Genomic DNA, 16,365 nt, shown 5'->3' with positions numbered 1-16,365 from the left:
GCGTCCGCGCCGCCGACCTGTCCGCGTCGACGGCTCGCCCCCGCGGCGAGGCTCGGCGACCTGGGCGCCACCGAGCCGGTTCCGGTCAGCCCAGGTGGTAGTTGACGTGCGCCGACCAGCGCAGGAACCCGAGCCGCTCGTAGAGGGCGACCGCCGGGCCGTTCGACTCGTCGACGTAGAGCATCACCCGGTCCAGCCCGCGCCGGTCGCGCAGGTACGCGAGACCGGCCGCGGTCAGCGCTCGGCCCAGCCCGCCGCGGTGCGCCGCCGGGTCCACCCCCAGCACGTACACCTCGCCGATGCGGGCCGATCCGGGGCGCTCGTGCACCTTGGTCCAGTGGAACCCGAGCAGCTGGCCGGTCGACTCCTCCACGGCGAGCAGGAAGCCGGCCGGGTCGAACCAGGGTTCCGCCAGCCGTACCCGCAGGTCGTCGGTGGTCCACCGGCCCTGCTCGGGGTGCTCGGCGAAGGCTCGGGCGTTGAGCGCCAGCCAGGCGTCGTCGTCGACCCCGGGATGAAAGGCGCGCAGCGTGACCCCGTCGGGCAGGCGCGGTTCGGCAACCGGGGCGGTGAGCGAGCGGCGCAGCTGCCAGAGCACCCGGGCCCGGGTGAACCCGAGGTCGACCGCGAGCGCGGCGGCGGAGGGGTGGTCGCCGTGCGCCCAGGCGCGCAGCGGGCCGGCGGCCGCGGCCACCGCGCCCCGGGCCAGCGCCCGGCCGGTGCCGCGCCGCCGGCGGGTGGGGTGCGTCACCAGCTCGACCCCGACACCGGCGGCCGGGTCGGTGGTGTCCAGGTGGGCGTACCCGCTCAGCGTGCCGTCGCCGGTCCGGGCGACCAGGTGCACCGCGGGCGCCTCGGGGTCGCGCAGGCGCAGCAGGGTGTGCTCGTCGAAGGGGGCGGCTCCGTCGGTGTCGCCGGCGGCCCGGGCCAGGGCCAGCACGTCGGCGATCTCCGTGGGGGAGAGCCGGTCGGCGCGGGTCACCTGGTCGACGGAGGGCTCGGCGCTGCTCATCCGTTCACCGTAGCCCGGTCCGTTCCGGCGATCGCCGGCCCCCGGTGCGATCGACTCACGTCCGGTCGGTGGGCAGGGCCTCCAGGTCGAACCGCGCGGTCAGTTCCGGAAGGAGCTGCCAGAGGGCCTCCACGGTGCCCTGCCGATTACCGCCGGCGTCGTGCATCAGCACCACCGAACCAGGTTCGACCTGGGAGGAGACGATCGCGGAGATCTTCGCGGCCCCCGGTGCCTCCCAGTCCGACGGGTCCACGGTCCAGTGCAGCGGCGTCATTCCCAGCGCGTTCGCCACGGAGACGACCGGGTAGGTCCAGGCGCCGCCGGGCTGGCGGTACCAGACGATCGGCGCGTCGGGGGCGGCGGCTCGGATGGCCTGGTTGGTGCGGAGCAGGTCGGCCCGGATCTCGTCCGGGGACCGCTTGCCGAGCGTGATGTCGTGGTTCCAGGAGTGGTTGCAGAGGGTGTGTCCGTCGGCCACGATCGCCCGGACCAGGTCGGGGTGGCTCTCGGCCATCTCACCCACCAGGCAGAACGTGGCCCGGACGCCGAACTCCCGCAGTGCGGAGAGGACCTGCGGGGTGTACTGCGGATCCGGGCCGTCGTCGAAGGTCAGGGCGACCCGGTCGTCGCCGGTGGTGGCGTGCGCGCCGAAGAGGCTGTCTCCGGTGGCGTCGCGCGATGAGCCGTCCTGTCCCGCCTCGGTCGGCTTGGACGGTTCGGTGTGATCGCCGTCCTGCTCGGCCTGCTCGCTGACGGTGGGCTCGGCCGGGGGCTGGTCGGCGTAGTGGCCGCCGTTCGGGTCGCTGGTGACCCCGGTGGCGTTGTGCTGCGGCCGTTCCGGGATGAGGCTCCGGCCCAACGCGTACGCCGAACCGAGCAGCGCGGCCACCACCAGGACGGCTATCGCGGCTGCGCGTCCGGTCGAGCCGGGCCGCAACAGCGCTCGTACCCGGCCGCTCAGCCGGCTGCCGCCCCCCGTGGTCATCGCGCGTACCGCCGTCCCTTTTCGCCAATAAACCCGACAGTCAGAATAGAACCGACGAGCTGCGCAAAAAGGGCATATCGGAAAAGCCCGAAAGGAACCCGGATCAGGCCGGTAGTGGTGCGGGCTCCGTCTCGGGCAGTGGGCGGGACGGCGGCACCACGAACTTGTAGCCCACCTGGCGCACCGTGCCGATCATCGACTCGTACTCCGAGCCGAGCTTGGCCCGCAGCCGCCGGACGTGCACGTCCACCGTGCGGGTGCCGCCGAAGTAGTCGTATCCCCAGACCTCACGCAGGAGCTGGTCGCGGGTGAACACCCGGCCCGGGTGCTGGGCGAGGAACTTCAGCAGCTCGAACTCCTTGTACGTGAGGTCGAGCGGACGCCCCTTGAGCTTCGCGGCGTAGGTGTCCGGGTCGATCGTCAGCTCCCCCGCCCGGATCGAGCCACCCGTGCCGGCGATCGCGTTGTTGTGCCGCCCCACGGCGAGCCGCAACCGAGCCTCCACCTCGGCCGGGCCGGCCGACGCGAGGATGACGTCGTCGACCCCCCAGTCGGCGTTCAGCGCGATCAGCCCGGCCTCGGTGACCACCGCGACCAGGGGTACGCCGAGGCCGGTGGCTTGCAGCATCCGGCAGGTCGCCCGGGCCTCGGTCAGCTCGGAGCGGGCGTCCACCAGGAGCGCGTCCGGGCTCGGACCGGCGACCAGCGTGCGTACGTCGCGCGGCGCGGTGCGTACCGAGTGCGGCAAGAGGTCGAGTGCCGGCAACACGGCGGACGGCTCACCTGCGCGTGCGCCCACCAGCAGCAGGATCTCCACGATCACCTCCGTCCCGGCGGCCTCGTGGCCGCGCGCGACCAGCGACACTCCGGTCGAGGGGTGTGCTGAGAACTAGCGTGGGTCCCGGCGTCTCTGACGGGCGGGGTAACGGCACGAGCCTAACCGATCGGTCTTCCCGCACCCGCTGGACCGTTTCCCGTTTGTTCGTTTTGCCCGCGTTGGGGGCTCAGGTTTTAACGTTGCCGAAACCGTGACCGCCGTACTCCCGGGCGGGGCCTCCGCTCCGCGCGGCCGGTCTGGCACGATCGGGACGTGTTTCCCTCCACCTCGCCCGAGACCGGCCGTGACTCGTGGTCCGACGGGCCCCGGCCCGGGCCGCCCTACGGCCCGCCGCCGGAGCCGCGCAACGCGCCCGACGTCGACGGCGGTGAGCGCCGCGAGCGCCGTGGCCCCCGCCGGATCCGGCGCGGCGGTGAGCCGGCCCGGAGACCGGACGACGCGACGGTCGAGCCGGACGAGGAGGAGATGCCGCCGGTCGAGGTCCGGCGGCCGCTCTCACTCGCCACCGCCGGCTTCTCCCTGCTGCTCGGGATCGGCCTGGTGCTCGGAGCGCAGACCTCCGGGCCGGGGCACCGGCTACCCTTCGCGATCATCATTCTCGGCGTCCAGCTGCTCTTCGTGCTGGCCTGGACGATGGCCATGCGGCCGCCCGCGCTGCTGCTGGTCGCGCTGGTCAGCGTCGGGGTGGCGGTGGCGGCCGACGCCGCGGCGGTGCAGTCCGGGGTCGCCGGGCTGGCGCCGCTCGGCTACGTCGCGGCCGGCGGCTTCATCCTCGGCGTGCTCGGCCAGCTGGTGCGCCGGGTCGACCGGGTGCGGGTCACCGACTCGCTCGGCAGCACCCTGCTGATCGTGGTCGGCGTGGTCGCCTTCGGCACCCTGATCGTGCTGAGCCGGGTCCCGGCGGGCACCCAGGCCATCACCGTCTGCCTGACCGCCAGCGGCGTCGCGCTCACCGTCGCCCGGGCCGTCGACGCGGTGGCGCCCTGGCCCCGGCTCGCCCCACAGGTGCCTCGGGGCGCGGCCGGCGTGGTCGGCGGCGCGATGGTCGGCACGCTGGTCAGCGCGGTGCTCGGCAGCTACCTCGTCACCCCCTTCACGCCGACCAAGGCCGCGATCATCGGCCTGGTCGCGGCCGTCGCCGCAGTGCTGGCCGACCTCGCCGTGGGTTACGCGGAGGCGGGCCGGCTGATGGCCGGTGAGGCGCCGACGATGTGGATCGCCCGGCACATGCAGGGTCCGCTGGGCGGCTTCGCGTTGGCCGCCCCGGCCGCGTACGCGATGTGCATGCTCTTCCTCTGAACGTACGGTTGAGTTCGATGCCGCCCGGGTACCAAGCGGGCGCCGCGGCGCGGCACAGGTAGCGACCAGTCGTCGCGACAGCGCGGGCGTGACAGGACGAGCCGCGCAGCGGCGTACCGACAGGAGGCGGCGTGGCCCAGGCCCAACCGGCGTACGTGGAACGTCCCCGGCGACGGGGCCGCCGGGCGCTCGTCGTGCTCGTCGTCCTGCTCCTGCTGCTGGTCGGGATCCTGGTGGTCGCCGACCGGGTGGCCGTCGGGGTGGCCGAGCGCGCCATCACCGATCAGGTCCGCCAGGAGGTGGCCAAGCAGGGCGCCCAGTCCGCGCCGCCGGAAGTCGAGGTCGGCGGCTTCCCGTTCCTCACCCAGGTGTTGAACGGCCGGTACGAGCGCATCTCGATCGTGCTGCGCGAGGTCCGTGGCTCGGTGCAGGGCGACGCGATCAGCCTGCCGAAGCTCGACGTGGACGCCCGTCAGGTCAGCGCCTCGCTGGACACCATCCGCTCCGGGCAGGGCGAGGTTGTCGCCGAGACGGTGCAGGGCACCGCCACCGTCAGCTACGACAGTCTGGCCGCCCTGCTCGACCGGCCCGGGCTCAAGCTCAGCGAACAGGGCGGGAAGCTGGCCGTGACCGCGCCGGTGGACGTCCTCGGCCAGCGGCTCACCGTCACCGGCACCGCCGACGTGGAGATCAGCGAGCAGGGCAAGGTCAGCCTCCGCTTCAACGACCTGAACGCCGAGGGGCTGCCGAACGTCGCGTTGGCGCGTACGTTGCTGAACAACTACGCGCGGAGCATCTCGATCGACGTGCCCCTGCCCGAGCTGCCCTTCCAGCTTGCCGTTCGCGAGGTCCGGCCGACGCCGGACGGGCTGGCGGTCACCGCCGACGCGACCAATGTGCCCATCAACTCCGCGGGCTGACCGGGCCGGCGGAGGAGGCGGGATGGCACGCCGGTGGCTGGCTGGTCCCGGATGCTGGTCGGCACCCTGACGTCCGGATAGATGGCTGATAGGGTCGCTGTCCATGGGGACCCTCCTCACCAAACGGCGCGCGGTCGACCTGTGCCGCGTGGCCACCTGCCTGTGTCGTCCCGTCATCTGACGGCGGGGCTGTCCTCGGCCGCCTGACGCGGCCATCGGCACGCAGGGTCCGCGTACCCTCCGGTGCTTCCACCCCATCCGCCCGGCAGCGGCGCCGTCGCACGAACCCGTGATCCGTCCTAACCGTGGGTCCCGCGCGTGGTGCGACATCGACAATCCTCGCTCTTCGCGCTGACTCACCACCCATCCTCGCCAGGGAGTGATCTGATGAGTCGCGACACCGCACTCGTGTCGGCCGACTGGGCCGAGAAGAACCTCGACACCCCGGGAATCGTCTTCGTCGAGGTCGACGAGGACACCTCCGCCTACGACACCGGCCACCTCGCCGGGGCGATCAAGCTGGACTGGAAGACCGACCTGCAGGATCCGGTACGCCGGGACTTCGTCAACAAGAACCAATTCGAAGCGCTGCTCTCCGAGCGCGGGATCGGTAACGACGACATCGTCGTGCTGTACGGCGGCAACAACAACTGGTTTGCCGCGTACGCCTACTGGTACTTCAAGCTCTACGGTCACCGCGAGGTCAAGCTGCTCGACGGTGGTCGCAAGAAGTGGGAGCTGGACGCCCGCCCGCTGGTCAAGGACGCGGCGGCCCGCCCAGCGACGCAGTACGTCGCGCAGGAGCCGGACACCTCGATCCGCGCCTTCCGCGACGAGGTGGTCGCCGCCATCGGCACCAAGAACCTGGTCGACGTGCGGTCTCCCGACGAGTACGCCGGTCGGCTGCTCGCCCCCGCCCACCTGCCGCAGGAGCAGGCGCAGCGGGCCGGGCACATCCCGACCGCGCTCAGCGTGCCGTGGTCGAAGGCGGCCAACGAGGACGGCACCTTCAAGTCGGACGACGAACTGCGCAAGATCTACGCCGACGCGGGGCTGGACGACGGCAAGGAGACCATCGCGTACTGCCGGATCGGCGAGCGCTCCTCGCACACCTGGTTCGTGCTGCAGGAGCTGCTCGGGCACCGCAACGTGAAGAACTACGACGGCTCCTGGACCGAGTACGGGTCGCTGGTCGGCGTGCCGGTCGCGCTCGGCGACGAGCCGGGGGAGGTGTGAGACGTGACTGCTCCTGTTGCTTCCACCGCCGCGGGCTGCGCCGCACCCGACCAGGCCGCGCCACTGCCGGCCGGCCTCAACCTGGAGAAGGAGACCGTGATCAGCGGCGTCGTCCACGCCGCCGAGGGTGAGGTCGTGCCCGGCGCGTACGTCCGGCTGCTCGACTCGACCGGCGAGTTCACCGCAGAGGTGGTGACCTCGGTGGCCGGCCAGTTCCGTTTCTTCGCGGCGCCGGGCACCTGGACCCTGCGTGCGCTCTCCCGGCACGGCAACGGTGACACCACCGTGACCGTCGGCCAGGGCATCACCGAGGTGTCCGTCACCGTCGCCTCCTGATTCGCGCTCTGATCGTCCGGGGCCGGTCACCCACGCGGGTGGCCGGCCCCGGCCGTACCCGGGCCACGACCGACGGCCGGGCGGTCCCACCATCGACGCGGGTCCGGATCGTCGGGCACCGCGTGACACGATGGCTCGGTGAGCGGTGCTGTCCAGACGGGGTACGCCCCGCCGACCGGTCCTGACGCGCCGGCCCCCAACCGTCGCCGCTGGCTGCTGGCGGCGACCGTCGCGTGGGCGCTGCTGCTGGCCTTGCTCGCCTGGACGTCGGTGCACGACGACCCGCCGACGGTGCGCGAACAGCGCACCCTCTCCGAGGCGGGCGCACTGGTCGACCGGGCCGTGGGCGAGCTGGTCGCGGCCGCCGGCACCAACGTGCTCGAGCTGACGCCGCCGCAGGTCGAGCGGGGCTGCCGGGTCACCCCGTTGGCCGAGGGCGCGACCCTGACCCGAAGCGTGGCGGTGGCCCTGACCGGGGGGGACGAGCGGCAGCTGCTGGAGGGGATCGCCGACCGCTTGCCGGCCGGCTGGCGGGCCGGGGTGCGGATGACGCCGGACGGGCTCCGGCTGCGCGCCGATGCCGGCGAGTTCGTCGCCGTCGCGGGGCGGCCCGCCGGCGAGCGGCGGTTCCAGCTGACCGTCGACACCGGCTGCCGGTTGATCGGTACCGGATACCCGTCCGCGGGGGGCGACGCCGGCGAGGCGAGCACCACGACGCCCGGGGCCGAGGTGGCCGCGCTCGCCGACGCGCAGCGCGCCCTCGGTGGTTCCGTCGAGGCGGCCCCCGAGCTGGTGACCGCACCCTGCCCCGGCGGTGGCCTCGCCCGTACCGCCCGCTCCGGCACCGACCCCGGCCCGGCGGACCCGGCCACGGCACTCGCCCCGCTCGCCACGGGCGGCCCGCTGCTCGAAACCGTGGCGGCGTACGCCTACCGCACGGGCCGGACCGTCGTCCTGGCCGACACCGCGGGCGACGACCCGCACCTGGCCGCCACCACCGGCTGCCCCTGACCATCCCGCCGGCTGCCGGCTGACGCTCAGGTGACGGGTGGGTCGCCCGGCGGACGAGGTCAGCGACGGCGGCCGCCCATCGGGGTGCGACTACGACCGAGGGCGTCGACCGTGCCCCAGCGCCCCGGGATGTCGAGCAACTCGATGCGGCCCATGCCCTCCGGAACGGCCGGGTCGATCACGAGATGCTCGCCCTGCGGTTCGAGGCCGAGCATGACCCGCAGCAGCAACAGCGGCGTACCGGTCGACCAGGCCTGCGGGCTGGACGCGGTCGGGTACCGCACCGGGTAGTCGGTGAGGCTGCGCTCGTACCCGGCGAACGCTTCGGGCAGCCGGCCGTTGAAGTAGCGGGAGGCGGCGAGCATCGCGTCGCAGATCCGCCCGGCCGCCTCCCGGTAGCCGTACCGGTGCAGCCCCCAAGCGATGATCGAGTTGTCGAACGGCCAGACCGTGCCGACGTGGTAGCCGATGGGGTTGTAACGCCCCTGGTCGTCGGCGAGGGTACGCACGCCCCAGCCGGAGAAGAGCCGTGGCCCGAGCAGGTGGTCGGCGATCCGCCCGGCTCGCGTCTCGTCCACGATGCCGCTCCAGAGCAGGTGGCCGATGTTGGAGGAGAGGGCGTCCACCTGCCGGCCGTCGCTGTCGAGCGCGAGCGCGTAGTACTCCTTCTCCGGGATCCAGAAGTCACGGTTGAACCGCTCCTTGAGCCGCGCCGCCTCGCGCTCGAGCCGATCGGCGTACTCCGGGTCGTTCCAGAACTTGCGGGCGAGCCGGGCTCCCCGCACCTTCGCGTCGTAGGCGTAGCCCTGCAGCTCACAGGTGGCCCGGGGGAAGCCGGGCAGCCGCCCGTCCGAGTAGGAGATCGAGTCCGGGGAGTCCTTCCAGCACTGGTTCTGCAAACCGGTCTGCGGGTTGCGGGTCTGGTACCAGATGTAGCCGGTACCGAGCAGGTCACCATAGGTGTCGACCCAGTCCAACGCCGCCCGGGCGGCCGATTCCAGCAGCAGCACGAGTTGGCTGTCGCCGGTCCACCGTTCGTACTCGTCGAGCAGGATGACGAAGAGCGGGGTGGCGTCGGCGGAACCGTAGTACGGGGAGTGGGGCTGTTCCTCGAAGCCGGCCGTCTCGCCGTACCGGAGCTCGTGCAGGATCTTCCCCGGCTCCTCGTCCCGGAAATCGTCCACCCGGTGCCCCTGTAGACCGCCCAGGATCTGGAGGGTTGGCGGGATCAGCTCCGGCAGGAACGGCAGCACCTGGAGCGAGGTGAACATGCTGTCCCGGCCGAAGAGGGTCATGAACCAGGGCAGCCCGGCGGCGAGCAGGCGGACGCCGAGAGCGATCGACTCGTAGCGCAGGGCGGCGAGGTCGTTGAGGCTCTGCCGGTACGCGGTGGCGAGCGGCTCGCAGTCGCAGCCGAGCTTCGGTGCCCGTTCGATCAGCTCGCTCTGCTCGGCCTCGATGGCGGCCATGTCCCGGCTGCCGCCGTACCGCAGGGTGGCGCGGATGTCCTCACCGCGTGCGCCGTACACGATGGTCGCCACGTGCAGCCGCGTGGTCCACTCGCCGTGCCGGTCGACGCGGACGTGGAACGTCATGCCGGCCACGTCGATGTCGGCCGGTTCGCTGGTGGTGATCACTGTTTCCCGGTGGAACGCCTCGCGACGGTAGATCAGGCGGAGTTCGTCGCCGCTCACCGTCGCCGTCGCCCGGCCCTTCTTCTGCCGGGGACTCTTGACCTCGAAGAGGTCGGCGAAGTCGGCGCCGACGTCGAGCCGCAGCCTGAACTCGACCTGCTCTCCCGAATGGTTGAGCACGGTCAGCTCCTCGATGAAGCTGCCGCCGATGGCACGGCTGCGGATCACCGAGACCTTGGCGTCCAGGTAGTGGGTCGGCTCGCCAGGGGCCAGGAAGAACCGGGTGCGGTAGGACCGCGAGTCGTCGATCGAGAGCGGGTGCAGGCGTTCCCCGTTGAGGGTGAGCAGCCAGGTGGAGAGGAAGCGGGTGTCGAACGAGAAGAGGCCGGTGGGGAAGTCGAAGGAGGGCTCGACGTCACCGCGCTGGTCACTCACCAGGAAAGTGTTGCCGTCCAGGATGCTGACCAGGTCGATCACGTCGGCCGTCCCGCCTGCTGCCGGGCCACCTCGCGGGGGTCACGGGTGCCCGGGGGATCGGGGAAGAACCTGCGGAAGACGAGGAAGAGCACGACGTTTCCGCTGAACGTGCTCTCGTTGCGCAACACCGCGGCGATGCCCTGTGCCTGCCCGCGCACCATCCGCTCGAAGAGAGCCACGCTGCTGTACCAGATGGCGTCGGCCGGGCCGCGCTGGTGGCTCACCCTCACCGCACCGGGCCGCATCATGACCAGCCAGTGTTCGGTCATGCCCCCGGCCACGGAGAGATCGATCTGGAGGGTGCCGCTCACCAGCCCACGCAGGATCTCGGGAGCGCGCGCCGGCAGCGATTCGAAGAACCGATCGATGGCCTCGCTCACAACAGAAGCGTAGGCAGCAACCCGGCATTTCGGGCGGGTATCCGATCTGGTCACCGAGCCGGTGACGGCGGCTGATCTTTCAGGGCGCGGTCAGTAGACGAGCGCCTGCGCGCCCTCCGCCATCGCCTCCTCGACGAAGACCGCCGCGCCGGCGATCCGCACCCCCGGCAGCACGTCGTCGGGGCCGATCTCCCGCCGGGCGGCACACTGGGTGCAGGCGGTCACCGTGCCGGTGGTGAGCACCACGTGCAGCAGTTCGGCCAGCGGGGCCGAGTGCGGCAGGTCGAACTCCTCGGCGCGGCCGGGCAGCGCGAACCAGGTCGATTCGCCGGTCAGCCAGAGCGACACCTCCACCCCGGACGCGGCAGCCGCGGCGGCGACCGTGAACGCCTGGGCGCACCGCTCCGGCGCGTCCGCACCCGCGGTGGCCTTGACGACGAGAGTACGGGCCATGGGGCCCAGCATAGGATGGCCGCGATGGTTACCGAGATCGGGTTCGTCAGCCTGCTGGTCGCCGGCCTGGGCGCGCTCGCCGGTGGCCTGATCTATCTGGCCGTACGCATTTCGAGAGGTAACTGGTGAGCGCGAGGAGTGAGCCGGGTTTGCGAGCCCCGCAGTCGCGAGCGAAGGAGATCCGGTGAGCGCGAACCCGTCGGACGACAACCCGCTGGCGCCGCCCCCGTGGCTGAACGCGCCGCCGGTCGACCCGTACCCGTACGAGGAGAGCCACGACCTGCGGGTCGGTCCGAAGCTGCACCCGACGCTGGACGGTCTGCTGCCGTACATCGGGGTGTGGCGCGGCCGCGGGCGGGGCGGCTACCCCACCATCGAGGACTTCGACTTCGCGCAGGAGATCCGGATCAGCCACGACGGGCGTCCGTTCCTGTTCTACGAGTCGCGTGCGTGGATCCTCGACGAGCAGAGCCGCCCGGTGCGCCCGGCCGGCCGCGAGGTGGGTTGGTGGCGCCCGGTGCTCGACGGTGAGCGGGCCACCGACGAGCTCGAGGTGCTGATGACGACCCCGACCGGAGTGATGGAGCTGTACCTCGGGCGACGTAACGGAACCCAGGTCGAGCTGGTCACCGACGCGGTGGTGCGGACGTCGACCGCCAAGGAGGTCACCGCCGGTCACCGTCTCTTCGGCATCGTCGAGGGCGCCCTGCTCTACGCGCAGGAGATGGCGGCCGTAGGCCAGGCGCTCAACCCGCACCTCTCCGCCCGTCTCGTCCGGGTCGCCGGCTGACCACCCGCGTCTGTCGATCATGAGGTTGACGGGGCCGCCGGGAGCGGAGACGCCCGTCAACCTCATGATCACGTCTGGTCGACGGGGAACCCCAGAAGTGCCTGCAGGGCGCGGGTGCTCGGGGACGGGGGGCGGGGTTCGCCGTCCAGTGCGGTCACCTCGACGAGGCCGCGTACCGACGAGGTGAACCAGACACCGTCGGCGGCGTGCAGCTCGGCCGGGGTGACCAGCCGTTCGTCGGCGGTGAGATCCAGGTCGCCCGCGTGCGCCAGCAGCCAGGCCGCGGTGGTGCCGGGCAGGATGCCGGTGCTGGCGGCCGGCACCGTGCAGAGGGTACGGCCGACCAGCCACACCAGGTTCGCGGTCGGCCCCTCCAGGGCGTACCCGTCGGAGGAGATCCAGAGCACGTCCTGCACACCGGCCCGGCGCGCCCAGCGCCGGGCGGCCGTGCTCGCCGCGAACGACGTCGACTTGATCCCTGCGGGCAGCCAGTCCAGCGCGGAACGCGATGCCGCAGGCACGCCGAGCGGCAGGCCGGCCACCGTGATTCCGGTCACCCGGGCGCGGCGCGCCGCCGCCGGGACCTCGCCGAGCGTGGCGAACACGGTCGGCGGTCCGCCGCTCTCCGGACCTCGGGTGCAGACCAGCCGCAGCGCGCCCTCGACCCTGGCCGGCCAGCCCGCCCGGACCGCGTCGAGCAGCCCGACCAGGACGGCCCGAGGTGGCAGCGCCAACTCGACGGCCGAGGCGGCCCGGGACATCCGGTTCAGGTGTTCGTCCCGCAACCACGGCGCCCCGTCGCGGAGGTGCATCGTCTCGAAGAGCCCGTCGCCGTGCAGCACGCCCAGGTCGTCCGCGCGCAGTACCGGATCATCGACGGAGGTGGCGTTGCGCCCCAGCACCGCGATCCTCGACGCCACCATGACCGCCGAGCGTAGCGGCGGAACAGGTGAGCCGGGATCGGCCTGACGGCGAACTATGATCGGACGGTGTCCGAATCCTCCCTCGCGGAAATGCTCCGCTCCCGCGGCCTGCGGCTGACGGCGCAGCGGCAGCTCGTCCTGCAGGCGGTGCTGGACCTCGGGCACGCCACGCCGGAGCAGGTGCACACCGCGGTCCGCGGGGTGGCCGCGGGCGTGAACATCACCACCATCTACCGCACGCTGGAGCTGTTGGAACGGCTCGGCCTGGTGACACACACGCACCTTTCGCACGGCTCGCCGACCTACCACACGGCCGGTGAACACCAGCACGTCCACCTCGTCTGCCGCAACTGCGGCGAGATCGACGAGTTCGACCCCGAGTTGATCCGGCCGCTCGCCGACCAACTCGCCAGGCAACGTGGTTTTCGGGTGGACATCGGGCACGTGTCACTGTTCGGCGTCTGCGGCAGCTGTGAGAACGGGGACCAGGAATGATCGACATCGCGGGCGCGGTGGCCGTCGAGAGCATCGACGAGGCCAGCCGCGACCAGCCCGAGCCGGCGCACGCTGCGGCCGGGGTGCGCGGGGTCGCCGCGCACTATGGCGATCCGATGCGGGAGCAACGGGCGCTGGCCACCTCCGTCGGCCTGGTGGACCGGTCGCATCGCGGGGTGATCGCGGTGCCCGGCGAGGAGCGGGCGAGCTGGCTGCACACGCTGACCTCGCAGCACCTCGCCGACCTCGCCGCGGGCGAGGGGACGGAACTGCTGGTGCTCTCCCCGCACGGGCACATCGAGCAGCACGCACTGGTCGCCGAGGACGGCGTGACCACCTGGCTGGACACCGAGCCGGGCGCCACCACCGGACTGCTGTCGTACCTGGAGCGGATGCGCTTCTTCAGCAAGGTCGAGCCGCGTGACGCGACAGCGGATCACGCGCTGCTCTCCCTGGTCGGGCCGGAGGCGCCCGGGGCGCTCGAGACGCTCGGCGTGACCGGGCTGGCGGCACCCGACGCGGTCGCGGTGCCGGGTCCGAAGTTCCGTCGCGGCGAGGTGCCTCCCCGGCCCACCGCGCGGTACGCGGTGCAGCCGCTGCCCGCCGGTGGCTGGGCCCGCCGGGTGCCGCTCGGGGTGGACCTGCTCGTACCTCGGGAGACGATGGACCAGGTGGTCGCGGAGCTGCGCGGAGCGGGAGTGCCGGTCGCCGGGCTGTGGGCGTACGAGGCGATCCGGGTGGCCGCCCGTCGACCCCGGGTCGGGGTGGACACCGACCACCGGACGATTCCCGCCGAGGTGAACCTGATCGGCCCGGCGGTGCACCTCGACAAGGGCTGCTACCGGGGTCAGGAGACGGTGGCCCGGGTACACAACCTGGGCCGGCCGCCGCGTCGCCTCGTCCTGCTGCATCTGGACGGGGTGAGCACCGACCAGCCGCCGGCCGCCGGCACGCCGGTGACTCTCGACGACCGTACGGTCGGCTTCGTCGGCACCGCCGTGCACCATTACGAGCTGGGTCAGATCGCCCTCGCGGTGGTCAAGCGCAACGTTCCCGAGGACGCCCGCCTCATGATCGGAAACATCGCGACCGCCATCGACCCGGACTGACCTCGGCGTCTACGATCCCGGCATGACCACAGGGACGTTGATTACGGTTGCCCCGACCGGCGCGGAGTCGGCCAAGGCGGAGGTTCCGGCGCTGCCGGTGACCCTCGACGAGTTGCTGCTCACCGCGAAGGAGTGCGAGGCGCTCGGCGCCGCCGTGATCCACGTGCACATCCGGGACGGCGAGGCGAAGCCGACCCTCGACCTGGGCCGGTTGCGCGACACGGTGGCGGCGCTGCGGGAGCGCACCGACCTGATCGTGCAGCTCTCCTCCGGCGGTGCGGTGACCGACCCGGAGTCGGACCGGCTCGCGGTGCTCGACGCCGCACCCGACATGGCCTCCTGCACGATGGGCACGGTCAACTTCGGCGACGACGTCTTCCTCAACCGCTGGGAGTTCATCGTCGACCTGCACACCCGCATGCAGGAGCGCGGCATCGTGCCGGAGTACGAGATCTTCGATCTCGGCCACCTGACCGCGCTCCAGCGCCTGATCGGCAAGTACGGCCTGCCGCACGGCGGTCACGTGCACGTCGACTTCGTGATGGGTGTGCCCGGCGGCATGCCGGGCACCACCGAGACGCTGGTCGCCGCGCGGCAGATGCTGCGGGACCTCCCGGAGGGCACCACCTTCTCGGCCACCGGCATCGGTCGTAGCACCCTCCCGGTCCTGCTCGCCTCGCTGTCCACGGGTGGACACCTGCGGGTCGGCATGGAGGACACGGTCACGTACGCCAAGGGGCGGCCGGTGGAGTCCAACATGCAGCTGGTCGCCCGGGCGGTCGGCTTCGCGCAGCTCGCGCAGCGTCCGCCGCTGACCACCGTCGAGGCCCGCGAGCTGCTCGGCCTGTAAGGCCAGCCCCGTTCGGCACACCTGTCACAGATTGCCGGACGACCTGGTCACCCGGCCGTCGGAGGCCACCGTCGCGTCGGTACCGTCCACAGCGTGGCAAAGACGTACGAGGGCGGTGCGCCGCTCGCCGAGGTGATCCGGTCGGAGTTCGTTGAGGGGGTGCACCGCGGGTCGGTCGTGGTGCTCGACCCGTCGGGGGCGACGGTCGCCGCCGCCGGGGACGTAACCTCGGCGATCTTCCCCCGGTCCTCCAGCAAGCCCATGCAGGCGATCGGAATGCTCCGCGCCGGTCTGTCGCTGAGCGATTCCGCCGATCTGGCGCTCGTCTCGGCGAGCCATGCGGGTGAGGAGTTCCACCTGGAGCGGGTCGGCGCGTTGCTCGCGCGGGCCGGGCTGGACGAGTCGGCACTGCACTGCCCGCCCGACCTGCCGGTCGGGGAGGCAGCCCGAGAGGCGGTGCTGCGCGCCGGGGGCGGGCCGACCCGGATCCAGATGAACTGTTCCGGCAAGCACAGCGGGATGCTGCTCACCTGCCTTGCCGCAGGCTGGCCCCTGGACGGTTACTGGCGGCCGGAGCATCCGCTCCAGCAGCGGCTGCGGGAGTCGATCGAGGAGTTCACCGGCGAGGAGGTGGCGGCCGTCGGCGTCGACGGGTGCGGCGCGCCGGTGCTCGCGGTCTCGCTTACCGGACTGGCCGGGGCGTTCCTTCGCCTCGTCTCGGCTGAGGTCGGCTCGCTGCCGCGCACGGTGGCCGACGCCATGCGGGCGTACCCGGAGATCGTCGGCGGTACGCAGGCCGACGACACCCGGCTGATGCGTGGCATCCCGGGTCTGCTCGCCAAGGTCGGCGCGGAGGGCGTGATCGCCGCGGCGCTGCCCGGTGTGGGTGCGGTCGCCCTGAAGATCGACGACGGTGCCGCCCGCGCCCGGATGCCGGTGCTGGTCTCCGCGCTGCGCCGGCTCGGTGTCGACGCGCCGGTGCTCACCGAGTACGCCGAGGTGCCGCTCTTCGGCGGGGGCGTACCGGTAGGCGCGGTCCGCCCGGTCTGGTAGCGCCGGAACCCGCAAGGCCCCCCGCTCTGGCTCGGCGCGGATTCGATGGGCTCCGCGCGTTTCGGCGAGCCCGATCCCCTGGTTGGCCCAACCCCGGCCCGGCCCGGCCCAACCCCGGCCGGCGGGACCCCGGCCGGGCGACCCCGGTCCGACCTGGTGCGGCCCGGCCTTGGTCCGGCTCGGCCTGGTTCGGCTCGGCCTGGTCTGGCCCGGCGTGGTCCGGCTCGGCCTGGTCTGGCCCGGCGTGGTCCGGCTCGGCCTGGTTCGGCCCGGCGTGGTCCGGCTCGGCCTGGCCCGGGGCGGCCTTTCCTGGTGCGGCCTGGCCTGGTTCGGCTCGGTCTGGTTCGGCTCGGCCTGGTCCGGCTTGGCGCATACATAGGTCGATGAAGCGTGATACCTCAGAGGCATAAATATGCCTCTGAGGTATCACGCTCGACTGTTATCGGCCCGGCCGTTCCGTGCTGGGCCGGCCGTTCCGTGCTGGGCCGGCCGTTCCGTGCTGGGCCGGCCGTTCCGTGCTGGGCCGGCCGTTCCGTGCTGGGCCGGCCGTTCCGTGCTGGGCCG

The 16,365-nt window shown here is 72.4% G+C and carries 20 protein-coding genes; 13 read left to right on the top strand and 7 right to left on the bottom strand.

Annotated features, from left to right (window positions below):
- Positions 1–85: 85 nt before the first annotated feature.
- From mshD to AB0F98_RS22075, 3 genes are all read right to left on the bottom strand, one after another.
- Complete coding sequence (gene mshD, locus AB0F98_RS22085; RefSeq protein ID WP_357738132.1) at positions 86–1,012, bottom strand: mycothiol synthase; 927 nt, start codon at positions 1,010–1,012, stop codon at positions 86–88.
- Between the two features lie 55 nt (positions 1,013–1,067).
- On the bottom strand, positions 1,068–1,997 hold the full coding sequence (locus tag AB0F98_RS22080; RefSeq protein WP_357738130.1) for a polysaccharide deacetylase family protein: 930 nt from the start codon (positions 1,995–1,997) through the stop codon (positions 1,068–1,070).
- A 103-nt stretch (positions 1,998–2,100) separates the two neighbouring features.
- The gene (locus AB0F98_RS22075; RefSeq protein WP_357738415.1) at positions 2,101–2,820 is read right to left on the bottom strand and encodes a response regulator transcription factor; all 720 of its coding nucleotides are present in this window, start codon (positions 2,818–2,820) and stop codon (positions 2,101–2,103) included.
- Positions 2,821–3,087: 267 nt separating this feature from the next.
- Between AB0F98_RS22075 and AB0F98_RS22070 the strand changes: the two genes are divergently transcribed.
- The 6 genes from AB0F98_RS22070 to AB0F98_RS22045 all read left to right on the top strand — a co-directional run bounded on the left by AB0F98_RS22070 (position 3,088) and on the right by AB0F98_RS22045 (position 7,637).
- Positions 3,088–4,134, top strand: coding sequence for a hypothetical protein (locus tag AB0F98_RS22070; protein WP_357738128.1), 1,047 nt, complete (start codon positions 3,088–3,090; stop codon positions 4,132–4,134).
- Positions 4,135–4,265: 131 nt separating this feature from the next.
- A complete protein-coding gene (locus AB0F98_RS22065; protein ID WP_357738126.1) occupies positions 4,266–5,054 on the top strand; it encodes a DUF2993 domain-containing protein in 789 nt (262 codons plus the stop codon).
- Between the two features lie 103 nt (positions 5,055–5,157).
- On the top strand, positions 5,158–5,235 hold the full coding sequence (locus AB0F98_RS22060; protein WP_311202345.1) for an Ms5788A family Cys-rich leader peptide: 78 nt from the start codon (positions 5,158–5,160) through the stop codon (positions 5,233–5,235).
- A gap of 206 nt (positions 5,236–5,441) precedes the next feature.
- Positions 5,442–6,290 carry a sulfurtransferase gene (locus AB0F98_RS22055; RefSeq protein WP_357738124.1) on the top strand — a complete coding sequence of 283 codons (849 nt, stop codon included), beginning with the start codon at positions 5,442–5,444 and terminating at the stop codon, positions 6,288–6,290.
- Between the two features lie 3 nt (positions 6,291–6,293).
- Complete coding sequence (locus AB0F98_RS22050) at positions 6,294–6,626, top strand: DUF1416 domain-containing protein (RefSeq protein ID WP_357738122.1); 333 nt, start codon at positions 6,294–6,296, stop codon at positions 6,624–6,626.
- A gap of 138 nt (positions 6,627–6,764) precedes the next feature.
- Entirely contained in the window at positions 6,765–7,637 is an 873-nt protein-coding gene (locus AB0F98_RS22045; RefSeq protein ID WP_357738120.1) for a hypothetical protein, read from the top strand.
- Positions 7,638–7,696: 59 nt separating this feature from the next.
- Here AB0F98_RS22045 and AB0F98_RS22040 read toward each other — a convergent pair whose 3' ends face one another.
- From AB0F98_RS22040 to AB0F98_RS22030, 3 genes are all read right to left on the bottom strand, one after another.
- Positions 7,697–9,748 carry a glycogen debranching N-terminal domain-containing protein gene (locus AB0F98_RS22040; protein WP_357738118.1) on the bottom strand — a complete coding sequence of 684 codons (2,052 nt, stop codon included), beginning with the start codon at positions 9,746–9,748 and terminating at the stop codon, positions 7,697–7,699.
- Positions 9,745–10,128 carry an SCP2 sterol-binding domain-containing protein gene (locus tag AB0F98_RS22035; protein WP_357738116.1) on the bottom strand — a complete coding sequence of 128 codons (384 nt, stop codon included), beginning with the start codon at positions 10,126–10,128 and terminating at the stop codon, positions 9,745–9,747. Before AB0F98_RS22035 ends, AB0F98_RS22040 begins: the two co-directional genes overlap by 4 nt.
- Before the next feature lie 90 nt (positions 10,129–10,218).
- The gene (locus tag AB0F98_RS22030; protein WP_357738114.1) at positions 10,219–10,593 is read right to left on the bottom strand and encodes a DsrE family protein; all 375 of its coding nucleotides are present in this window, start codon (positions 10,591–10,593) and stop codon (positions 10,219–10,221) included.
- 12 nt (positions 10,594–10,605) lie between these two features.
- Here AB0F98_RS22030 and mtfM point away from each other — a divergent pair, with 12 nt between their 5' ends.
- On the top strand, positions 10,606–10,710 hold the full coding sequence (gene mtfM / locus AB0F98_RS22025; RefSeq protein ID WP_267900765.1) for a small membrane protein MtfM: 105 nt from the start codon (positions 10,606–10,608) through the stop codon (positions 10,708–10,710).
- Positions 10,711–10,765: 55 nt separating this feature from the next.
- Positions 10,766–11,371, top strand: a complete 606-nt coding sequence (locus AB0F98_RS22020; protein WP_357738111.1) for an FABP family protein — start codon at positions 10,766–10,768, stop codon at positions 11,369–11,371.
- A 68-nt stretch (positions 11,372–11,439) separates the two neighbouring features.
- Here AB0F98_RS22020 and AB0F98_RS22015 read toward each other — a convergent pair whose 3' ends face one another.
- The gene (locus AB0F98_RS22015) at positions 11,440–12,294 is read right to left on the bottom strand and encodes an aminotransferase class IV (RefSeq protein WP_357738109.1); all 855 of its coding nucleotides are present in this window, start codon (positions 12,292–12,294) and stop codon (positions 11,440–11,442) included.
- Positions 12,295–12,360: 66 nt separating this feature from the next.
- On the opposite strand from AB0F98_RS22015, the gene AB0F98_RS22010 reads away from it, so the two are divergent.
- From AB0F98_RS22010 to AB0F98_RS21990, 5 genes are all read left to right on the top strand, one after another.
- The gene (locus AB0F98_RS22010) at positions 12,361–12,789 is read left to right on the top strand and encodes a Fur family transcriptional regulator (RefSeq protein WP_357738107.1); all 429 of its coding nucleotides are present in this window, start codon (positions 12,361–12,363) and stop codon (positions 12,787–12,789) included.
- A complete protein-coding gene (locus AB0F98_RS22005) occupies positions 12,786–13,898 on the top strand; it encodes a folate-binding protein (protein ID WP_357738106.1) in 1,113 nt (370 codons plus the stop codon). The genes AB0F98_RS22010 and AB0F98_RS22005 overlap by 4 nt, the downstream gene beginning before the upstream one ends.
- Positions 13,899–13,920: 22 nt before the next feature.
- Positions 13,921–14,748: a 3-keto-5-aminohexanoate cleavage protein gene (locus tag AB0F98_RS22000; RefSeq protein ID WP_357738104.1), complete on the top strand. Its 828-nt coding sequence runs from the start codon at positions 13,921–13,923 to the stop codon at positions 14,746–14,748.
- 93 nt (positions 14,749–14,841) lie between these two features.
- Positions 14,842–15,801 (top strand): asparaginase, encoded by a 960-nt coding sequence (locus tag AB0F98_RS21995; RefSeq protein WP_357738102.1) that lies wholly within the window; start codon positions 14,842–14,844, stop codon positions 15,799–15,801.
- 82 nt (positions 15,802–15,883) lie between these two features.
- Positions 15,884–16,180 (top strand): hypothetical protein, encoded by a 297-nt coding sequence (locus AB0F98_RS21990; RefSeq protein WP_357738100.1) that lies wholly within the window; start codon positions 15,884–15,886, stop codon positions 16,178–16,180.
- Positions 16,181–16,365: the final 185 nt, after the last annotated feature.

Origin of the sequence: Micromonospora sp. NPDC023737, from assembly GCF_040639715.1 — a bacterium.
Classification (GTDB): domain Bacteria; phylum Actinomycetota; class Actinomycetes; order Mycobacteriales; family Micromonosporaceae; genus Micromonospora.
Note: the sequence above shows the minus strand (reverse complement) of the source record. Positions and strands in the feature narration are given on the sequence as shown.